The sequence below is a fragment of the Mitsuaria sp. CC2 genome (genome assembly GCF_048957715.1).
Classification (GTDB): Bacteria; Pseudomonadota; Gammaproteobacteria; order Burkholderiales; family Burkholderiaceae_C; genus Roseateles.
Map to the genome: position 1 here is coordinate 259,427 of NZ_JARVXN010000015.1, position 20,321 is coordinate 279,747.

At 69.1% G+C, this 20,321-nt stretch carries 17 protein-coding genes; 6 read left to right on the forward strand and 11 right to left on the reverse strand.

What is annotated here, in order from left to right; genetic code table 11:
* Positions 1-118: 118 nt before the first annotated feature.
* The 3 genes from PV762_RS11555 to PV762_RS11565 all read left to right on the forward strand — a co-directional run bounded on the left by PV762_RS11555 (position 119) and on the right by PV762_RS11565 (position 3,057).
* The gene (locus tag PV762_RS11555) at positions 119-1,279 is read left to right on the forward strand and encodes a LysM peptidoglycan-binding domain-containing protein (protein WP_421035174.1); all 1,161 of its coding nucleotides are present in this window, start codon (positions 119-121) and stop codon (positions 1,277-1,279) included.
* Positions 1,280-1,334: 55 nt separating this feature from the next.
* Positions 1,335-2,492 carry a DNA-processing protein DprA gene (dprA, locus tag PV762_RS11560; RefSeq protein ID WP_421035175.1) on the forward strand — a complete coding sequence of 386 codons (1,158 nt, stop codon included), beginning with the start codon at positions 1,335-1,337 and terminating at the stop codon, positions 2,490-2,492.
* A gap of 112 nt (positions 2,493-2,604) precedes the next feature.
* A complete protein-coding gene (locus tag PV762_RS11565) occupies positions 2,605-3,057 on the forward strand; it encodes a DUF494 family protein (protein ID WP_421035176.1) in 453 nt (150 codons plus the stop codon).
* Positions 3,058-3,094: 37 nt separating this feature from the next.
* Here PV762_RS11565 and PV762_RS11570 read toward each other — a convergent pair whose 3' ends face one another.
* The 4 genes from PV762_RS11570 to yajC all read right to left on the reverse strand — a co-directional run bounded on the left by PV762_RS11570 (position 3,095) and on the right by yajC (position 9,018).
* A complete protein-coding gene (locus PV762_RS11570) occupies positions 3,095-5,521 on the reverse strand; it encodes a DUF1631 family protein (protein ID WP_421035177.1) in 2,427 nt (808 codons plus the stop codon).
* Between the two features lie 33 nt (positions 5,522-5,554).
* Complete coding sequence (secF, locus tag PV762_RS11575; protein WP_421035178.1) at positions 5,555-6,589, reverse strand: protein translocase subunit SecF; 1,035 nt, start codon at positions 6,587-6,589, stop codon at positions 5,555-5,557.
* A gap of 36 nt (positions 6,590-6,625) precedes the next feature.
* Positions 6,626-8,533, reverse strand: coding sequence for a protein translocase subunit SecD (gene secD, locus PV762_RS11580; protein WP_421035179.1), 1,908 nt, complete (start codon positions 8,531-8,533; stop codon positions 6,626-6,628).
* A 155-nt stretch (positions 8,534-8,688) separates the two neighbouring features.
* Positions 8,689-9,018 carry a preprotein translocase subunit YajC gene (yajC, locus tag PV762_RS11585; RefSeq protein ID WP_421035180.1) on the reverse strand — a complete coding sequence of 110 codons (330 nt, stop codon included), beginning with the start codon at positions 9,016-9,018 and terminating at the stop codon, positions 8,689-8,691.
* A 218-nt stretch (positions 9,019-9,236) separates the two neighbouring features.
* Here yajC and PV762_RS11590 point away from each other — a divergent pair, with 218 nt between their 5' ends.
* Positions 9,237-9,902 (forward strand): GntR family transcriptional regulator, encoded by a 666-nt coding sequence (locus tag PV762_RS11590; RefSeq protein WP_421035181.1) that lies wholly within the window; start codon positions 9,237-9,239, stop codon positions 9,900-9,902.
* A gap of 198 nt (positions 9,903-10,100) precedes the next feature.
* Here PV762_RS11590 and PV762_RS11595 read toward each other — a convergent pair whose 3' ends face one another.
* Together PV762_RS11595 and PV762_RS11600 are read right to left on the reverse strand one after the other, a co-directional pair.
* Positions 10,101-10,670, reverse strand: coding sequence for a hypothetical protein (locus PV762_RS11595; RefSeq protein WP_421035182.1), 570 nt, complete (start codon positions 10,668-10,670; stop codon positions 10,101-10,103).
* Between the two features lie 139 nt (positions 10,671-10,809).
* A complete protein-coding gene (locus PV762_RS11600) occupies positions 10,810-11,751 on the reverse strand; it encodes a DMT family transporter (protein ID WP_421035183.1) in 942 nt (313 codons plus the stop codon).
* A 97-nt stretch (positions 11,752-11,848) separates the two neighbouring features.
* Between PV762_RS11600 and PV762_RS11605 the strand changes: the two genes are divergently transcribed.
* Complete coding sequence (locus PV762_RS11605) at positions 11,849-12,745, forward strand: LysR family transcriptional regulator (protein ID WP_421035184.1); 897 nt, start codon at positions 11,849-11,851, stop codon at positions 12,743-12,745.
* Complete coding sequence (locus tag PV762_RS11610; protein ID WP_421035185.1) at positions 12,742-14,313, forward strand: glycine betaine ABC transporter substrate-binding protein; 1,572 nt, start codon at positions 12,742-12,744, stop codon at positions 14,311-14,313. The genes PV762_RS11605 and PV762_RS11610 overlap by 4 nt, the downstream gene beginning before the upstream one ends.
* A gap of 6 nt (positions 14,314-14,319) precedes the next feature.
* On the opposite strand, the gene PV762_RS11615 is transcribed toward PV762_RS11610, so the two are convergent.
* From PV762_RS11615 to PV762_RS11635, 5 genes are all read right to left on the reverse strand, one after another.
* Positions 14,320-15,438 (reverse strand): HDOD domain-containing protein, encoded by a 1,119-nt coding sequence (locus PV762_RS11615; protein WP_421035186.1) that lies wholly within the window; start codon positions 15,436-15,438, stop codon positions 14,320-14,322.
* Between the two features lie 138 nt (positions 15,439-15,576).
* Positions 15,577-16,308, reverse strand: a complete 732-nt coding sequence (locus PV762_RS11620; protein ID WP_421035187.1) for an ABC transporter ATP-binding protein — start codon at positions 16,306-16,308, stop codon at positions 15,577-15,579.
* A gap of 1 nt (position 16,309) precedes the next feature.
* Positions 16,310-18,070 (reverse strand): ABC transporter permease subunit, encoded by a 1,761-nt coding sequence (locus PV762_RS11625; RefSeq protein WP_421035237.1) that lies wholly within the window; start codon positions 18,068-18,070, stop codon positions 16,310-16,312.
* A gap of 97 nt (positions 18,071-18,167) precedes the next feature.
* Positions 18,168-19,202, reverse strand: a complete 1,035-nt coding sequence (locus PV762_RS11630) for a branched-chain amino acid ABC transporter permease (protein ID WP_421035188.1) — start codon at positions 19,200-19,202, stop codon at positions 18,168-18,170.
* 251 nt (positions 19,203-19,453) lie between these two features.
* Entirely contained in the window at positions 19,454-20,032 is a 579-nt protein-coding gene (locus PV762_RS11635; protein ID WP_421035189.1) for a GAF domain-containing protein, read from the reverse strand.
* Positions 20,033-20,321: the final 289 nt, after the last annotated feature.

The following is a 20,321-nucleotide window of genomic DNA, read 5'->3' on the forward strand; positions in this document are numbered from 1 at the left end:
CAGAATCGACGGCAGCGAGACGGTTGATTTTCGCCGATTTGGCGGTCAGTCTGGCCCTCGTCACAAAAGCGCCATTGGCCACGAGGGGCCTTCGATCTCGGCGCGCGGAGAACAAGTAATGACGCAAAGGCGGCCGCTGGGCTTGACGATGATTTCTGCAGCCCTGCTGGCGGGCACCTTTGCCGCCGCGCCGTCGTTCGCGGCGGGGGACTTTCCCATCACCCAAGGACAGCGCCAGACGGCGCAGCAGGTCGCACAGGCCGGCGTGCCCCTGTCGGAGCTGGCGCCCAACGCCCCCGACACGTACACCGTCAAGACGGGCGACACGCTGTGGGCCATCTCGGGCATCTTCCTGAAGAGCCCGTGGCGCTGGCCCGAGCTCTGGGGCATGAACACCGACCAGATCCGCAACCCCCACCTGATCTACCCCGGTCAGGTGCTGATGCTGATCAAGTCCGACGGCCGCGCCCGACTCCAGCTGGGCCGCGACGTGGGCGCCGGCGGACCGGGCGGCACCGTCAAGCTGTCGCCGCGCGTGCGCGCCGAGTCGCTGTACGACGGCTCCATCGCCGCGATCCCGCAGCACCTGATCGAGCCCTTCCTGAATGAGGCAGTGGTCCTGAACGGCAATGAGCTGGCCAGCTCGCCGCGCATCGTCTCGGCGCAGGAAGCCCGCGTCTGGATGACCAAGGGCGATCTGGCCTACGCCCGCGGCAACATGCCGGAGGGCTCCACCGCGTTCCGCGTGTTCCGGGAACCGCGCCCGCTGCGCGACCCCGAAACCAAGGAGGTGCTGGGCTACGAAGCCGTCTACGTGGGCACCGCCGACCTGACCCGCCCCGGCAGCGGCCAGGGCACGAAGGCCGAGGTCCCGACGACGCTGACGATGACGTTGAACCGCGTGGAAGCGCAGTCGGGCGACCGTCTGGCCCCGCTGCCGGAACGCGGCTATACGAATTACGTGCCGCACGCGCCGCAAGGCCCCGTCAACGGCACCATCATCTCGGTTTACGGCGATGCGCTCATCGCCGGGCAGAACCAGATCGTGGCGCTGAACAAGGGCAAACAGGACGGCATGGAGCGCGGCCACGTGCTGGCGCTGTGGCACAAGGGACGCGTGGTGCGCGACTCGACGACCGAACGTCGCGAAGAGATCAAGCTGCCTGACGAACGTCACGGCCAGCTCTTCGTCTTCCAGGTGTTCGACCGCGTGTCGTATGCGCTGATCCTGGCGGCCAAGGATCCGGTCGTCAGCGGCGACCGCTTCACGCAGCCCTGAAGGCAGCGGTCAGCGCGACAGGCTGCGCGGCGGCTCTCCGGATCAGGTCGTTCCCATGACCGCACGGATGGGCCCGGACGAGCTTCGCGACTGGCTGCATCTGCTGTCCTGCGTCTCTCGCGGGGCGGCTCGACGACTGCTCGCGCGTCACGGTTCTCCGGGCGCGGTCCTGCAGGCCGGCCGCGCCGGCTGGGGGAGCCTGCTGTCCCCCGACGACGCGACGCGACTGGCCCATGGGCCGGACCACCTCGACCGGCTGGTCCGCAGGACCGAAGACTGGCTGGGCGGCGGAGAACGTCGCTCCATCCTGCTGCTCGGCGCCCCCGACTATCCCCTCCCCCTCCTGCATACGGCGGATCCGCCGCTGATGCTTTATCTGGATGGCCGACGCGAACTGCTGGCCGAGCGCTGCGTGGCCGTCGTCGGCAGTCGTCGACCCAGTCCGCAGGGCGACGAGAACGCGCGTGACTTCGCCGCCGGACTGGGTGAGGCAGGGTTCTGCATCGTCTCCGGCCTGGCTCAAGGCATCGACGGCGCTGCGCATGAAGCCGCCTTGAACACGCGCGGCAGCACGATCGCGGTCCTGGGCACCGGGCCGGACCAGGTGTATCCGCTGGACCACGCCGACCTCGCCCGCCACGTCGCCCGGCGCGGGCTGCTGGTCAGTGAATACTTCGTCGGCACACCGCCGATGGCGCCGAACTTCCCGCAACGCAACCGCATCATCGCGGGGCTGTCGGAGGGCTGCCTGGTGGTCGAGGCCGCCATGAAGTCCGGGTCGCTCATCACCGCCCGCCAGGCGTCCGAAGCGGGCCGCGAAGTCTTCGCCGTGCCGGGACCGATCCACGCGCCGCAGTCCAAGGGCTGCCACCACCTGCTCAAGCAGGGCGCCTGCCTGGTCCAGGAACTGGACGATCTGCTGCAGGAGCTGCCTGCCGGCGGCCTGCCTCGCACCGCCGCCTTGGATCTCGGTGAGGCGCTCGACAACGGGCTTGGCGAGGATGCCGCCGCCAGCAAGGAGGAGAACGAGGACATCGGCAACGACCACCCCCTGCTCCGCGCCATCGGCGGCGACACGGTGTCCCTGGAGCAGCTGTCCCAACGCTGCGGCTGGGCGCAGGACGAACTCAATGCCACCCTGTTGGACCTGGAGTTGGATGGCCGCGTCGCCCGGCTGCCCGGCGCGCGCTTCCAGCGCCGGCGCGCCACTTGAACGTCGGCATTTTCAAGGCGTCGTTCCGAGGCTCGCGGACGGGGGAAATCCGTGCGCGTGCCCGCTCATTTCGGGCGGAAGGGCTTTCGGGGCGTCGGTTATAGTCCCCGCCATGTTTGACGTCCTCGTCTACCTGTACGAAACCTACTGGCGCCCCGACGCCTGCCCGGATCACGCCCAACTGACCCGGAAACTGTCGGCAGTCGGGTTCGAGGACGACGAGATCCGCGACGCCCTGTCGTGGCTGGACGGACTGGCCGGCGCAGCCGAATCCCATCACGCCGAGCCCGGCGACCGCAGCATGCGCGTCTATACGCGCGACGAGCAGGAGCATCTGGGCGAGAGCTCCGTCGGCTTCATCAGCTTCCTGGCTTCGGCCGGCGTGCTGCCGACGGCCATGCGCGAGATGGTGATCGATCGCGCCATGGCCATTCCGGGCGGCCCCCTCGACCTGGAAGACCTGAAGATCATCGTGCTGATGGTGTTCTGGAGCCTGGGCGAGGAGCCCGATGCGCTGATCCTCGACGAGCTGTTCGTTGCGCCGGAAGAACGCCTGATCCACTGATCGCCGCTGGCGCACTTGGCGCCCGGCGTCGCCGGGCTCAGGCGAGCAGGCGCGTGGGATCGACTTCGAGCTTGGCGAGCGCGTTGCGCGTCGCCTTCACCGTGAGCGACTCGTCCTGCGCCGGCAGCATCAACCCGGCCTGCAGGAAAGCGGCCAGCCGGCTCAGCTGGAACAACACACCCCGCCCTTGCGGCGAGACGAACAGGATCAGGTGGTGGCGCAGACCGCGCCAGACCAGCTGGACGGGTTCGACCCGGCCGCGATAGTCCAGCATGTACCAGCTGCCGACCTGCAGCTCGCGTGCCCATGCCAGCATCGCCGTGGTCGGCGCGGCGCCGCCTTCGGCCACCACTTCCAAGCCCTCGCACTCGTGGCTGGAGAGGTCGCGGACCAGCGTCTCGTTGATCTCGCCGGAATCGGGCGAAGGGAGCATCGCCTCGAGCGTCTCGAGCTGGCTCATCAGGTCGTCCAGGCGCTCGCGCGGGATCGCCGCGGTCTTGGCGGTGAACGCCGCCGCCAGCGCATTGTTCAGCGACCGGATGTGCTCGTCCTGACGTTCATGCGTCAGGCCGGCGTGGCCCATGCCGTCGCGCAAGGTCTTCAACAGCGGCGGCAGGCGACGGATCACCTCGGCCCGGTCCTCGCGCGAGACCTTCGCGCTCGCCGACCAGATCAGGTCGGCCGCCGCGCGCTTCATCGCCTTGGTCTGCTCGGCCTGCGGACCGTAGCGCACGCCCGTGACGGCCAGCACGTCGGCCCAGACCTGGAACAGGAAGTCGCGCACGCCGTCCTGCACCGGCACCTCGGACAGCATCTTGCGCAACTCGATCGTGTACTGGATCGCGAGGGTCTCGCGCTGCTCGACCTGCTGCGCCAGGGACACGCCCTTCTTCGAGACCTCGTTCTCCTGCTCGAAGTAGTGGTCGAGGAATTTCTCGAATTCGGTCAGCACGGTCTGGAAGACGCGTCTGCCGGTGTCGGGGTAGGCCTCGACGACCTGCACCACGCGCTTGATCTCGCGCTCCAGGGCGTCGCCGATCTCGGCCGTCGACGTGCTGAATCCCATCACGCAGGACCCCATCCGGTCGATCAGGCGGCGCGCCGGGTGATCGTCGGCGGCGAAGAAATCGGGCTCGCTGACGGCCACGCGCAGCACCGGCATCTGCAGCCGGGCGAACCACACACGGATCGCCGGCGGGATGCGCTCTTCCTGCAGGATGGCCTGGAACAGCAGTGCGACCAGTTCGATCGTGGCGCGTTCGGCCGGCGTGTCCGCGGCGTTCTTCAGGACCTGCTTCAACGCCTGGTTGCGCTGGCGGATCTCGTCGAGCGCCTGCGGCGCGGTCAGCTGCTGATCCACGGTCGCGACCTTGTCCGCGCGTCGCTGCACCGCCTCCTGGGCGTGATTGATCGCGGCATTCAGCCGCGGCGAGCCGGCCCGCGTGGACGGGCCGCCCAGCTGTCCCACACCGCCGCCGGCATGGCTCGCCTGTCCGGACATCGTGCCCGGACCGGCGGGGGCGGCGGGCAAACCGCTGCGCGTCGCCGGGCCCGCCGCCGGCATGCCGCCGGAACGGGTAGGGGCGGCAGGCTGCTGCGCGAGTTCAGGCACGTGCCGCGCGAGGACGCGCTGCAACTGCGCCATCACCTGCTGGGCCGACTGGCTGGCCGGCGTTCCGACCGGCCCGCCACCTTGGGCCCCCGCGCCAGCGGCCGCGACCTGTCCGGCCTGCGGTGCGATGCCGCCATGCACATGGGCGGGGCCTGGCGCGGGACCCAGCGGCGCGGCCTGCGTCATGCCCCCCGCCGGCGCATTGCGACGGATGAAGGGCCGCAGGTCCACCTCGGGCATCACGCCCTGCTGGATCAGCCAGTGGTTGGCTTCGTGATAGGCCTCGTTCAGCAGTTGGGAGCACTCATGGTGCAGCCAGCGCTGCAGCATCTGCCAGACCGAGCTGGTCAGGCCGGCCTCGAACCAGGCGTCGAGCACCAGCCGCGCCAGCACCTGCGCGCGCAACAGGTCCTGCTGCGGGAGGTCGTCGATGCGCTCCAGCGACTGCATGCGGTTGCGGAGGTCGCTGAATTCCCAACTGGCCTTGTCCATCATCGCCAGCGCCAGACGCGAGGCGATGATCTCGCGCTCGATCGTGTCGTCGCTGACCAGGGTCAGGTTCTGCGGACGCGACGACAGCGACGCCGACCGCGAGTCGCCCGCGCCGTGGTGATAGGCATGCCGCAGCGACTTGCCCAGGCGCGCATGCCAGGGCGTCGAGGACCGCTGCCACGCCTCGAAGGCGTCGCGCCGGGCCATCTGCAGCGAGTGCTCGGCCGGCTGTGCGAGCTGATCCTGCACCGCGGTGGTCAGGATGGCCACCATGGCGGGCAGCCCTCGCAACAGCACCTCCGTGTGGACGCGCCGTGCTTGTGAAGCCAGGGCCTGGGATCTTGCGTCGGCGGCGGTCATCGAGCGTGAGGTTGAGGAGTGCGGATGACTCTACTACACCACCGCGCCGGCGTTGGGGTCATCCGGGTCGCCGGCCTTGGCGGGACCCGCCTTGACCAGGTCCTCGCGCTTGACCCCCAGCCACATCGCGATCGCCGCGGCCACGAAGACCGACGAATAGATGCCGAACAGGATGCCGATCGTCAGCGCCACCGCGAAGTAGTGCAGCGTCGGGCCGCCGAACAGCAGCATCGACAGCACCATCATCTGCGTCGAGCCGTGCGTGATGATCGTGCGGCTGATCGTGGACGTGATCGCGTGGTCGATGATCTCGTGGGTGTTGAGCTTGCGGTACTTCCGGAAGGCCTCGCGGATCCGGTCGAAGATGACCACCGACTCGTTCACCGAGTAGCCCAGCACCGCCAGGATCGCCGCCAGCACCGCCAGCGAGAACTCCCACTGGAAGTAGGCGAAGAAGCCCAGGATGATCACCACGTCGTGCAGGTTGGCGATGATGCCGGCCACGGCGAACTTCCACTCGAAGCGGAAGGCCAGGTACAGCATGATGCCGATCACGGTGAAGCCCAGCGCCATCGCGGCGTCGTGCGCCAGTTCGGCGCCGACCGACGGGCCGACGACCTCGCTGCGGGTCATCTTCAACGGCTCGGCGTCGCCGACCGCGCAGGCGCGGCGGTCGACCGATTCCCCCTGCGGCGTGACCTCCTTGTGGGAGACCACGTTGCCCCTCTCCGCCTTGCAGAGCTCCGCGAAGACCTGGTCGGCGACCTGGTCCTGCTTCGCGCCGGGCTTGATCGGCAGGCGGATCATGACGTCGCGCGAGGTGCCGAAGTTGGTCACCTGGATCTCGCCGAAGCCCATCTGCTCGACGGTGTGACGCGTCTTGTTGATGTCGGCGGCCTGGGCGTACTGGACCTCGACCACCGTGCCTCCGGTGAACTCGATCGAGAAGTGCAGGCCCTTCGTGACCAGGAAGAAGACCGCGGCGACGAAGGTGAGGAAGGACACGGCGTTGAGGATCAACGCGTGTTTCATGAACGGGATGTCCCGTTTGATTCGGAAGAATTCCATGGCGGGGTGCGCTCGCTAAGGGGGCCGCAGCCGTTGTTACTTGGCCTCGACGGCTTCCGCCGCCGGATCGGTCGGGAGCGCGGTCGTGCCGGGCTTCCACACGGTGCCGATGGCCACCGACTTCAGCCGCTTGCGGCCGCCGTACCAGAGGTTGACCAGCGCGCGCGAGAACATCACCGACGAGATCATCGAGGTGATGATGCCCAGGCAGTGCACCACCGCGAAGCCCTTGATCGGACCCGAGCCGAAGGCCAGCAGCGCCAGGCCGGCGATCAGCGTCGTCACGTTCGAGTCCAGGATGGTCGCCCAGGCGCGCTCGTAGCCGGCGTGGATCGCCTGCTGCGGCGCGAGTCCGGCGCGCAGTTCCTCGCGCACCCGCTCGTTGATCAGCACGTTGGCGTCAATGGCCATGCCCAGCACCAGCGCGATCGCCGCAATGCCCGGCAGGCTCAGCGTGGCCTGCAGCATGGACAGCACCGCCAGCAGCAGCAGCAGGTTGAAGCCCAGCGCGACCGCGGAGAAGACGCCGAACATCATGTAGTACAGACACATGAAGATCGCCACCGCGACGAAGCCCCAGGTCACCGACGCGATGCCCTTGTCGATGTTGTCCTTGCCCAGCGACGGGCCGATGGTGCGCTCCTCGATGATCTCCATCGGCGCGGCCAGCGAGCCGGCGCGCAGCAGCAGCGCGGTGTCGCTGGCTTCCTGCGTGGACATGGCGCCGCCGGTGATCGAGAAGCTGTTGCCCAGTTCGCCGCGGATGACCGGCGCGGTCACGACCTGACCCTTGCCCTTCTCGAACAGCAGGATGGCCAGGCGCTTGCCGATGTTCTCGCGCGAGACGTCCTTGATGACGCGGGCGCCCTTGGCGTCCAGCTTCAGCGTCACGGAGGGCTGGTGGTTCTCGTCGAAGCTCGGCTGAGCGTCGTTCAGGTTGTCGCCGGTGACGACGACCTGGCGCTTGACGATGATCGGCGTGACGCCGTCCTTCTCCGTGAAGCGCTCGGTGCCGAAGGGCACGGGGCCGGTGCCCGCCAGCGCGGCATTGGCCTCGGCGCTGTCGTCCACCATGCGCATCTCCAGCGTCGCGGTGCGGCCGATGATGTCCTTGGCCTTGGCCGTGTCCTGCACACCCGGCAACTGGACGACCACGCGGTCGCGGCCCTGCTGCAGGATCACCGGCTCGGCCACGCCCAGCTCGTTGACCCGGTTGTGCAGCGTGGTGATGTTCTGCTTGACCGCGGCGTCCTGGACGGCGATCACCGCCTGGGGCGTCAGCGACCCCGTCAGGCGCAGCTCGGTGCCGGCGCCGGACGGCGTCCAGGCGAAGTCGGTCACCTGGTCGCGCAGCAGGTTCTGGGCCTGCGTGCGGATCGCCTCATCCCTGAAATTGATGACGACGTCGTTGCCTTCGCGGCTGACGCCGGCATGGCGGATCGTCTTGTCGCGCAGCATGGTGCGGACGTCGGAAGCCATGGACTCGGCCTTCTTCGTCAGCGCCGACTTCATGTCCACCTGCATCAGGAAGTGCACGCCGCCGCGCAGGTCCAGGCCCAGGTACATCGGGAACGCATGCAGCGCGGTCAGCCAGGCCGGCGAGCGCGACAGCAGGTTCAACGCGACGATGTAGGTCGGATCGCTGGTCTCGTTGCCGTTCAGGGCCTTGGCGATCGCGTCCTTGGCCTTGATCTGGGCGTCGGTGTCATGGAAGCGCGCGCGGATCGAGCCGCCTTCCAGGTGGACGAAGTCCGGCGTGACGCCGGCCTGCGTGATCGCCTGCTCGACGCGCTGACGGACCGCGTCGTCGATCTTGACGACGACCTTGGCGCTGGACACCTGCACCGCCGGCGCTTCGCCGAACAGGTTGGGCAGGGTGTAGATCAGGCCCACCAGCAGCGCCACGACGAGCAGCGCGTACTTCCACAACGGATAACGGTTCATGAGGAGGTCCTCTGGAAACCAGGCGCCGCGTCGGCCGATGACAGGCATCGGACCGCCGGGCGCCTCTGAAAACCGACCCGGCGCGTGCGTCGCACGGGCCGGGTCGTCAGGGAGCGGTCACGCCGGACGCGGCCGCCCCGGGTCGGGGTTTCGGATTATTTCGAGACGGTGCCCTTGGGCAGGACCTGCACGACGGACGTGCGCTGGATCTGGATCTCGACGCCGGAGGCGATCTCGACGGTCAGGTACTGCTCGCCGATCTTGACGACCTTGCCGAGCATGCCGCCGCCGGTGATGACCTCGTCGCCCTTGGCCAGGGCCTCGACCATCGTCTTGTGCTCCTTCTGGCGCTTCATCTGGGGGCGGATCATCACGAAGTACATGACGACGAACACGGCCACCAGGGGCAGCATCTGCAGGAAGCCGCCGGTCGGGTCGGAGGAGGCGGCACCCGCGGTCTGGGCAAAAGCGTTGGAAATAAACACGTCGATATCCCTCAGGAATTGCGTTGGCGTCGGCCCGCGGGCCGGCGCGCCGCCGGACACGAGGTCCTGGCGTACGGAAGAACCGGTGATTGTATGCGGCCCGTCCGGCCGGCCCGGCACCTGCCGGACGCGGAATTAACTGGGGTTGACCTGCGCAAACTCAATCCGGTCACGACCCAGGGATTGCCCGCATGGCAGACCTGCGATGATCCGCGCCCATGACTTCAGACACCCTAGAACTGCAGGACGTCGACAAACGCCGCCAGGCGGACCAGGCGTACGACGCGATCGAGACACTGATCGCGACCCTGCAGCTGCGCCCGGGCGCGCCGGTGGTGGATTCGGCGCTGATCGCGCGGATCGGCCTGGGACGGACGCCGACGCGCGAGGCGCTGATGCGGCTTGTCGCGAGCGGGTTGATCGCGCAGCAGCCGCGGCGCGGCCTGCTGGTCAGCGACATGCCGCTGGCGGAACACCTGGACCTGCTGGAGGCGCGCCGGCCGCTGGAGCGGTTGATCGCCTGCTGTTCGGCGCGACGGGCGTCGCCGGCGCAGCGCTCGGAACTGCTGGCCTGCGCGGCCCTGATGGCCGAGGCGGCCGAGCGGCACGACCTGGAGGCCTACATGCGGGTGGACCAGACGCTGGACCGGGTCAATCACGCGGCCTGCCGCAACCGCTACGCGGTGGCGGCGGTGCTGCCCATGATCATCCAGTGCCGGCGCTTCTGGTACGCGTACCGGCACCTGGGCGACGTCGCCATCGGCGCGCGTGCGCATCAGCGCCTGGCAGAGGCGATCGCGGGCGGGGACGGCGAGGCCGCCGCGCAAGCCTCGGACGTCCTGATGGACCATCTGCGGGCCTTCACGCAGCGCGTGATCGCCTGAGTGTCCCAAGCGGTCACATCTTGTCAGGCGGTGCCTTGATCGGCGGACCGGGCGCCCCGCCGGGTGGAGACGACGCGGCGTCCGCCTCGCCCGTGACGGGGGCAGTCGATGGCGATGGCGCCTGCTGGCCCCTCGACGGCTTGGCGCGCCTGCCGATCAGGCCCGGCCCGCGGCGCACGGCGGTTCTTGCGGGGGCGCTCATCGGAAGCGCACGCGGGCGACGCTGATCTGCGTCGTGCCGTCCGGCAACGGCTTCACGGAGACCACGCGAAAGTCCTTCGGCAGGCCGACCTTGTAGAGCTGACCACCCGCGTCGGGCTTGTCGTCGTCACAGGTCAGCGGAGCGCCATCCTTTGGCTTGCCGCGAGGCGCATCGGCGGCGCCGCAGTCGAGCGGCGTCCCATAGCGCGACAGCGCGCGTCGATAGAACCTGCCGATGCGGTCGACGTCGTCGCGGCTCTGGAATTTCCCCGCCGCCAGTTGCATGCCGAACAGGCCGCCCCACAGACTCATTTGCACGCTGGACTTGTCCTCGTCACCGTCCTTGTAGGGCACGGCGCCGGGGTAGAGCGGTGTGTCGAGGTTGCTGCCGTCGGGCTTGGTGTCGACCGTGATTCCGGCGCTGAAGCCGTCCGAGGCCGGCGGTGGCGGCGCCGGCTGCGCGCAGGCACCGAGTGCCAGCGTGATCGCGACGACCAGCAGCGCCGCGCGCGGCGCGCGAGACACGCGCACGGAGGACGGCGGGGACACGGAAGATGGAGAAGACATCGACGGCTCGGTCACGGGGCGCTCCCTGATTCGTGGTGTGCGACGCACTCTACGAACGGGCAAGGCCAGCAGCGCGTCCGCGGCGACCAACTGCATCCCGGGACGGACAGACCGCACCGATCGCGGTGCGATCGTTCCTTCAAGCGCGACGCCGCAAGGTCCAGAGCGCGACAGCGATCAGGCCGACGCCCATCATCTGGGAGAGGCTCAACGCCCGACCGTAGACGGCCCAATCGACAAGCACCGCCGTCCCGGGATAGACGAACTGCAACACCGCGATGCGCCCGGTGCCGAGACGCGCCAAGCCGGCGTACAGGACAACGTAGGCCAGGCCTGTGTGCAGCACGCCGAGTCCCGCCAGCCATCCCCAGGAGGCCCCGAATGCAGGCAGACCGTGCGTCAGCGGCCAGGGCAAGAGCAGGACCGCGCCGACGACGCACTGCCCAGCCGACAACACGAACGAGCCGGCGCGTTCGGCTTCCAGTTTGGCGATGAGGCTGGCCGCGGCATAGCTCACCGAGCCGAGCAGGCACATCCCGACGCCCAGCGCATAACCAGGCGGCCCGAAGGCGCCGCTCGCGGCGCCGCCGGGCGCGGACAGTTCGTCCGCGATGCCGGTGGCCAGCGCGAGTCCGCCCAATGCGATGGCGGCCGCCGACCACTGCGCCCGTGTCACGCGTTCGCGCAGCCAGAACGCGCCCATCGCCATCAGCCAGAAAGGCTGCACGTGGAAGACCACCGTCGACACGGCGATCGAACATCGCGGGATAGCCGCGAAGAACAGCCCCCAGTTCACCACCGTGAGCAGTCCCACGACGAGCACCGCGCCCAGCGTGCGGCCGCGCAACCGCACGAGTTGGCGGAGCTGGCCGCGCGCGGCGCCCCACAGCAGCAGTGCCGCGAGCCCGAACACGCAGCGGAACCAGACCGTCGTGGCGGGATCCTGGGCGGCCTCTTCGACGAAAACGCCGATCGTGCCGAGCAGCAGCCCGCCGCCGACCATGAATGCCTGGCCCTCCCGCAGACGACGATCGTGGGCGCTGGCTGAAGAACCGGGGGATGAGACAAGCGATGACGACATGCGACGAGTCTGTGCCGCCGCACGTATCCAGCAAAGCGAATCCTTTTCACGCTTAGCATCACGGAATCGAATGGATGCCCGCTGGGCGGAGAACCCGATGTCCTCGACCGACCTGCAACTGGATTGGCTGCGCGCATTCGTGGCGACGGTGGACGCCGGCTCGCTGACAGCGGCGGGCGCGCTGGTGCACCGATCGCAATCAGCGTTGAGCATGCAGATCGCCAAGCTGGAACAGGCCGTCGGTCAGCCGGTACTGGTCCGCACGCCGCGGCGGCTGGACCTGACGCCGGCGGGCCGCGAGCTGCTCGGGCACGCGCGCCGCCTGATCGCCCAGCACGACGAGGCGGTCCAGGCGCTCCGGCGCGAGACGCTGCACGGCCGGCTCACCATCGGCGTGCCGGAAGACTACGCCCTGCCCTACCTCACCCCGGTGCTGAGGGACTTCGCGGGCCGGCACACGGCGGTGGAACTGACCCTGGTCTGCCAGCAGTCGACGGTGCTCATTCCGCGAGTGGCGCGCGGCGAGGTCGACGTGGCCGTCGTGACGCGTGATCGCGCCGGGCGCGGGCAAGCGTTGTTCGAGGAGCCGCTGGCCTGGTTCGGCGCGCCGCGTTTCGAGGCCTGGCGGCAGACGCCCCTGCCCGTCGCGGTCTACGAATCGGGCAGCCTGGCGCGCAAGGCGGCGCTGGCCGCACTGGCGGCGTTGAAGCGCCCTCACCGCATCGTCTGCGACAGCGCCAGCCCGGCCGGCATGCTGGCTGCCGTCGAGAGCGGCCTGGCGATCGCGCTGTTCACGCGCTGCAGCGTGCCCGAGGGCATGGAACTGCTCGACGAGCGGCACGGGATGCCGCCGGCGACTTCGCTGCCGGCCATGTCGGTCGTGCTGATGCGCAGCAAGGCCTCGGCCGGCTCGGCGGCGGCCGACGCCTTCGCGGGCCAGGTCTTGCGCACGTTGGCGCGAAGCCGGACGGGCTCGACTATGCTGCGCCGATGATGCTGCTCCGCCGGCTGCGGCCCCTCCTTCTCCTGCTGGTCTGCGTGATGCCGATGGGCGCGCCGGGAGCGTGGGCCGCGGAACCGCTGCGCATCGGCTCCAAACGGTTCACCGAGAGCTACATCCTGGCCGAGGTGCTCGCCCAGACGGTACGGGCCGACGAGCCTTCCGCCGAGGTCGAGGTCCGCCAGGGCCTGGGCAACACCGCCATCGTCCACGCGGCGCTGAAGGCGGGAAGCATCGACGTCTATCCCGAATACCTCGGCACGATCGAACGGGAGATCCTCGGCCATGCGTCCACCGGCGCGCCGCTCGAACAGTTGCAGACGGAACTGCGGCCGCTGGGTCTGGCCATCGGCGTTCCGCTGGGTTTCAACAACGGCTACGCGCTGGCGATGCGCTCGGCTCAGGCGCGTGAGCTCGGACTCACCACGCTGTCGCAGTTGAAGGCGCACGCGGCATTGAAGCTCGGCCTCAGCAATGAATTCCTGGGGCGCGCCGACGGCTGGCCCGGCCTGTCGAAGCGCTACGCGCTGCCGCAGACGCCGACAGGGCTCGATCACGGCCTGGCCTACCGCGCCCTGGCCGATGCCCAGATCGACATCACCGACGTCTACACGACCGACGCGCAGATTGCGGCGCTCGACCTCACCGTGCTGGCCGACGATGGGCACTTCTTCCCCCGCTACGACGCGGTGCTGCTGTATCGCATCGATCTCCCGCAGCGGCATCCGCGGGCCTGGGAGGCGCTGCAGACGCTTCGCGGACGCATCGACGAGACCGCGATGATCGCGATGAACGCACAGGCCGAAGTCAAGCGGCAGCCGTTCGATGCGATCGCGCGCGAGTTCCTGGCTGCTCGCGGTCAGTCCGGCGCGTCGCTCACCTCATCCTCTTCGGCCGCCGGACACGCCTCGGCCAGCGCCGGGACGGCCAGGTCCGGACTGTGGTCGAGACTCACCGGACCCGATCTCGGACGCCTCACGCTGCAGCATCTGGCGCTGGTCCTGGGCGCCGTCGCGCTGGCCACGCTGGTCGGCGTGCCGCTCGCGGTCGCGCTGCACCCCTGGCCGCGCTGGCGGGAAGCGCTGCTGGCCGTCTGCGCGCTCCTGCAGACCGTGCCATCTCTGGCGATGCTGGCGCTGCTCATCTGGGCGATGAACCGGATCGGTCCGGTGCCGGCGCTGGTCGCGCTCACGCTCTACGCGTTGCTGCCGGTCCTGCGCAACTGCACCGTCGGACTCAGCGAGGTATCGGAAGGCTTGACCACCGCGGCGCGGGCGCTCGGACTCACGCGGGGTCAGGTGCTGCGCTCGGTGCAGTTGCCGCTGGCGCTGCCGGTCATGCTCGCGGGCCTGCGCACGGCGACCAGCCTGTCCGTCGGGACCGCCACGATGGCGGCCTTCATCGGCGCCGGTGGGTATGGGGAGCGCATCGTCACCGGCCTGGCATTGAACGATCAGACGCTGCTGCTCGCCGGCGCCCTGCCGGCCGCGGCGCTGGCCTTGCTGTTCGAGGGCGCGTTCGGACTGATGGCCTGGGGATTGGCGCGACGCCGCGGTGCCTGAGGGCGCTCAGGCCGCGCCAGCGTTGAACTCGCGCTCCAGGTCCGCGTAGCAACGCTGCTGCGCGGCGGACCAGTCACCCAGTTGCGCGGCCTGCAATCCAGGCTGCATCAGCTGGCGCAACGCGACCGCCTGCGCCTGCCGCACCAGATGCGCCAGCACGACGGACTCCGCCCCCTGCCCCGGACGCGGCGCCAACGCTTCGGCCACCTGGGGCGGGAAGCCCCAGTGCTCGACGATCTGCGCCGACCACGTCGCCGTCAGCAGCAGCAGCTGGCGATGCAGTCCTTCGCGGTCCAGCGGCGGCACGGACGGCGCGGACATCCCGTCCAGCGCGCGCAGCAAGGCCATCAGGCCGAGTTGGGAACTGAGGCCGGCGAGGTACGCGGAGAACTCGTCGTCGCCCGCATTGGCCAGGCGCGCCGTCGCAAAGGCGGTGCGCTCGCTGAGGTCCCACAGCAGCGTGCCGGAGCGGCTGCCGTAACGGCCCTTGCCGTGATGGAAGAGCGGCCGCATCGCGACGCTCATCACCAGTTGGTCCAGGCCCTGCTGACCAAGCACCATCACCGCGCCGGCGAGATCGGTGATCTCACGCTCGGTGCGATAGCGCGGCGAGTTGGCGAGCCGCATCAGCTCGCCCACGAGGCTGGGGTCGCGCGACATGAGCTGCGCGAGCTCCGACGAGGACACGTTGCCGCGCCGGACCAGGCGCATCAGCTGCGGCAGCACGGCAGGCAGGCGAGGCAGCAGGTCGGCCCACTGCGAGCCGCGCTGCGACTGCAGACGTTGTGTCAGCCCCTGCTCGCCTGACGACGGCGGCACGTCCTTCAGACGCGACAAGCCGAAGAGCCGGGTGCTGAAGTGCAGCCATTCGGGCGAGGCATCGAGGCTGGGGAAGACGATCTCGCCGCCGGTGTACACGGCCGTCTGCGTCGACATCATGCCCGGGCCCTGCGAATGCGAGGACACCGGCGACAGCGCCGGAGGCGTCGGGGTCCCGGCCGCCTGGGCCGGCGCTGGCGAGCCGGCCGCGCCCTTCGGCGAGCCGGCCGTGGCGGAGCCTCCGCCCGTCGACGGGGTGTCGACGGCACCGGAGAACAGTTTGCGGAGGGAGGACAGCAGAGCCATGGCGCGGAAGTTCGCCGGATTATGGTCGGCCGGTCCTGGGCGGATGTTTCACGGGCGTCACGCTTCTCCCCCCGATTCGGGGTGTGAAGCACCGGCGTACGCCGTTTCCGTCACGCCGCGGTGGAGTTCACCGCGATCTCACTGCGGCTGTCGGCTCGCGCCGAGGTAGGTCTCGATCACCCGGGGGTCCCTGGCCAGATCGGCCGCCGGGCCTTCGAGCGCGATCTCGCCGGTTTCGAGCACATAGCCGTAGTCGGCGACCTCCAGCGCGGCGCGCGCGTTCTGCTCGATCAGCAGGATGGAGACGCCCGCCTCGCGCAGCTGCGCGACGATGCGGAACACCTCCTTCACGATCAGCGGCGCCAGGCCGAGGCTGGGCTCGTCGAGCATCAGCAGCTTGGGACGCGCCATCAGCGCGCGGCCGACCGCGAGCATCTGGCGCTCGCCGCCCGACAGCGTCCCGGCCAGTTGTGCGCGGCGTTCCTTCAGACGAGGGAACAGCGCGTAGACGCGCTCCAGTTCGTCGCGCCACCCCTTCACGCCGAGGCGCATCGGTCGGAAGCCGCCGAGCACCAGGTTGTCCTCGACCGACATCGTGGTGAACAGCTCGCGCTTCTCCGGGACCAGCGCGAGACCCTTCATCACGCGGTCCTCCAGGCTCAGACGCTGGATGTCCTCGCCGTCGAAGAGGATCTGTCCGCGCGCCGGCAGCACGCCCATCAGCGCATTCAGCGTCGTGCTCTTGCCCGCGCCGTTGGGTCCGATGACGGTGACGACCTCGCCTTCGCGCAGCCGCAGATCCAGTCCCGTCAGCACTTCAGCGCGGCCATAGCCGGCCTGCAATCCGCCGACCTTCAGCAAGTCGCTCATGTCAGTGTTCCGTTCCCAGGTAGGCCGCGCGCACCTCGGGGCTGGCCTGCACCTCGGCGGGCGTGCCCTCGATCAGCTTGGTGCCGAACTCCATCACGACGATGCGGTCCGTCAGGCCCATCACGAAGTCCATGTCGTGCTCGACCAGCAGGATGCTCATGCCTTCGGCACGCAATTGGCGCAGCACCGCCGCGAGCGCCTGCTTCTCCTTGTGCCGCAGGCCTGCGGCGGGCTCATCGAGCAGCAGCAGCGATGGGTCGCTGCACAAGGCGCGCGCGATCTCCATCAGACGCTGCGGGCCGAGCGCCAGATTGCCGGCGAGTTCATGCAGGTGGTCCTGCATGCCGATGCGGCGCAGTTGCGCCTCGGCTTCGGCGAAGAGGCGCTTTTCCTCCGCGCGATCGAGCCGCAGCATCGCCCGCGCCGTGCCGCTGTGCGAGCGCAGGTAACCGCCCAGCGCGACGTTCTCCAGCACCGTCATGTCCGCGATCATCTTCACGTGCTGGAAGGTCCGAGACATGCCGCGACGCGCGATCTGGCGGGCGGGCAGGCCCGTGATGGGCGCGCCAGCGAAGCGCAGTTCGCCGCTGGTGGCGGTCAGCACGCCCGACACCAGGTTGAAGGTCGTCGACTTGCCGGCGCCGTTCGGACCGATGAGGCCCATGATCTCGCCGGCACGCAGCTCGAAGCTGACGTCGTTCACGGCCACCAGCCCGCCGAACTGCTTGCGCAACTTGTCGACCTTCAGCAGCACCGAGCCCGCCTCCGGCTTCGGCCGCGATTCGAGCGGAGCCGCGCCTTCCCAATCCCGCTCGCGGGGCCGCGCGGGCCACCAGCGCGACAGCGCCGTCTGCAGCGACGGCCACAGCCCCTTGGGGGCGTACTTCAGCATCAGCACGAGCACGACGCCCAGCACGATGATCTCGAAGTTGCCGTTGCTTCCGAGCAGCGCGGGCAGCAGTTCCTTGAGCTGGTCCTCGATGATCTTGAACACGCCCGCACCGACGAAGGCGCCCCAGACGCTGGAGACGCCGCCGACGACGGCCATGAACAGGTACTCGATACCCATCCTCAGGCCGAAGGGACTCGGGTTCACGGTCCGCTGCACGTGCGCGAACAACCAGCCTGAGGTCGATGCCAGCAGCGCTGCGATGAGGAAGATCACCACTTTGTAGCGGAAGGTCGAGACGCCCATGGATTCGGCCATCACCGTCGCGCCGCCGAGCGCGCGGATCGCCCGGCCCGGGCGTGAGTCCAGCAGATTGCGCACGACGATCGCGCCCAGGACCGCGAGCAGCCAGATCAGGTAATAGATCGCACGGCCGTCGGCGAGGCTGACGCCGAACAGCGTGATCGCCGGCACGCCGAGCAGGCCGTCGTACTTGCCCAGGGCGTCCATGTTGGCGATGGTGAAGTTCAGGCTCAGCGCCCATGCGATCGTCGCCAATGGAAGGTAGTGCCCCGACATCCGCAGCGTGATCAAGGCGAGCACCCACGCGATGCCCAGCGTGACCACGAGGCCGGCGGCGAGCCCGATCCAGGGCGACAGCCCGTAGCGCGCACTCAGCAGCGCCGTCGTGTAGGCGCCGACGCCGACAAAGGCGGCCTGGCCGAACGACGTCAGCCCGCCGACGCCGGTCAACAGGACCAGCCCCAACGCGACGAGCGCGAACATGCCGATGTAGTTCAGCTGGGTGATCCAGAACTCGGGGACCGGCAGCAGCGGCAGCGCCGCGAGCACGGCCAGCAGCAGCACCGGCACGATGCGGCGCGTCCACGGGTTGACGACCGGGGAAGCGGCGACGGAAGAAGCTGGCGCGGAGACGGCCTTCACGGCGGCGGATCGATCAGAAGCCACGTCAATGCTCCTCGTGGTGCGGGTCGCGCCAGCTGCGCCACAGCAGCACCGGCAGGATCGAGGTGAAGACGATCACCTCCTTGAACGCGCTGGCCCAGAACGAGCTGAACGATTCGATCAGGCCGACCAGCAACGCGCCGAGCGCCGCGCCCGGATAGCTCGACAGCCCCGCGAAGACGGCCGCGACAAAGCCTTTCAAGCCGATGAGGAAGCCGCTGTCGTAGAAGATCGTCGTCGTGGGGCTGATCAGGATGCCCGACAACGCGCCGATGAAGGCCGCGAGCGTGAACGACAACCGTCCCGCGGAGGCGCTGGAGATGCCCATCAGCCGCGCGCCGAGGCGGTTCACCGCGGTCGCCCGCAGCGCCTTGCCGTGGAGGCTCCTCTCGAAGAACAGCCACAACGCGATGATCAGCGCGGCCGAAGCCAGCACGATGATCAGCGTCTGGCCCGAGAACATCAGCGGTCCCGCCGAGTAGCTCGCCTCCCAGAAGCTCGGATTGCGCGAGCCCTCGGCGCCGAAGAACACCAGACCCAGACCGGTCAACGCGAAATGCACGCCGACCGAGACGATCAGCAGCACCAGCACCGACGCATCCGCCAGCGATTGGTAGGCCAGCCGGTAGAGCAGTCCGCCCATCGGCGTCACGACCGCCAGCGTCAACAGCGCCTGCGCCACCAGCGGCAGCTTCATCGGAGCCAGCCACAGCGCGCAGAGCCCGATGGCGACACCGGGCAAGGCTCTCAACGCGATGGCGATCCATTCCGCGGCGACCCGACCCGCGCGCGCGGCCGCGATCAGATCCAGGACCGCGGCCAGCAAGGCCATGGCGATCAGGAAGTGGATCGTCATCGGCGTATGGCCGAGTTGAAGGCCCGCCAGGGTCAGCGCGCCGAATGCGACGAACTCCCCCTGAGGAATGAAGATCACCCGCGTGACCGCAAAGACCAGGACCAGGGCCAGCGCCAGCAGCGCGTAGATCGCGCCGTTGGTCACCCCGTCCAGCACCAGGATGCTTGCAATCGCCCCGTCCACTTTGTCTCCTGTCGTGGTGCCAGGCAAAGGCCGTTGACCGCGCGTCGCCGATGCATGCCGGCGCCGTCGCGACCGCTCCGAAGGCCGTCGCCCGGGGGTTGGTCCGTCCATCGGACGTCTGGCGACCGACTCTAGCGGGAAGCCATCAGCCGTCCGTCAGTGGATGCCGCATTGACATTTCTCAAGAGATTAATCCGACCGGTCGGTCGAAGTTAAGCGGCGAGGGACGCGCGTGAGAGGCGCGCCCGGAGTCAGACCGTCTCGAGTTCGTGCCGGAGGGCGTGCAGGTGGAGGCAGGCCTTCGCCGTGGCACGGCGCAGGTCGAGCTCCTCGCGCTTCGTCCAGACACGGGCGGTGCGCTGCCCGAGCGCGATCACGCCGAAGGTCTTGCCGTTGATCTGGCCCGACACGTCCAGCATCGCGCGCCAGGTCGGCGGCGGCTCCAGCCCGTTCAGCTGCGGGTCGACCTGGGCATCGGCGCAACTGAAGACGCCGCCCGACAGCAGAGCGCTGAAGTAGCCCGGATAAGCGCGCTGTTCACAGACGGGGCGCTGAGCGCTCGCGCCGTCGACCGCATGCGCTCCCAGGCAGCGAAGACGATATTCGCCGGGCTCGCCGTCCAGCAGCCAGAGGCTGGCGTGCGAGCTCCGAAAGTATCCGCACAAGGCCTCGCTGACCGCGTGTGCATAACGCTCGGCGAGTTCGCCGACGCTTTCCGTCGCATGCTCGGGGCCGCTTTCCAGGCCGCTCTCGCGGGCCTCGCTGGCCGGCCATTCCATGTCCTGACTGGCCGCCCGCATGGCGGCAAACAGCCCTTCGATCCTTTCCATCGCCGTGCTCGCTCCCTGTGTGTCCTTGTTGTTGACGCCACGGTGAAACGGCGCGGCGGCATTCTAGGTGTTTTCCCTAGAACTCGCCAACAGCCCCGGATGGAGATTCGCCGCCAGCGCGAACGGATCGCCCGCCCGCTGCGACGAATGTCTCTTGGAACCGATTCGGGCGACCTTCGCGCGAGGTCATTAGCGATGCCCCGGTACGGGGATGCCCCGGCTTATAGGAAAATACGGGTTTCGCCGTCTGCCCCTGGGGGGAACTTGGGACGGACGGCGCGGCATTTCA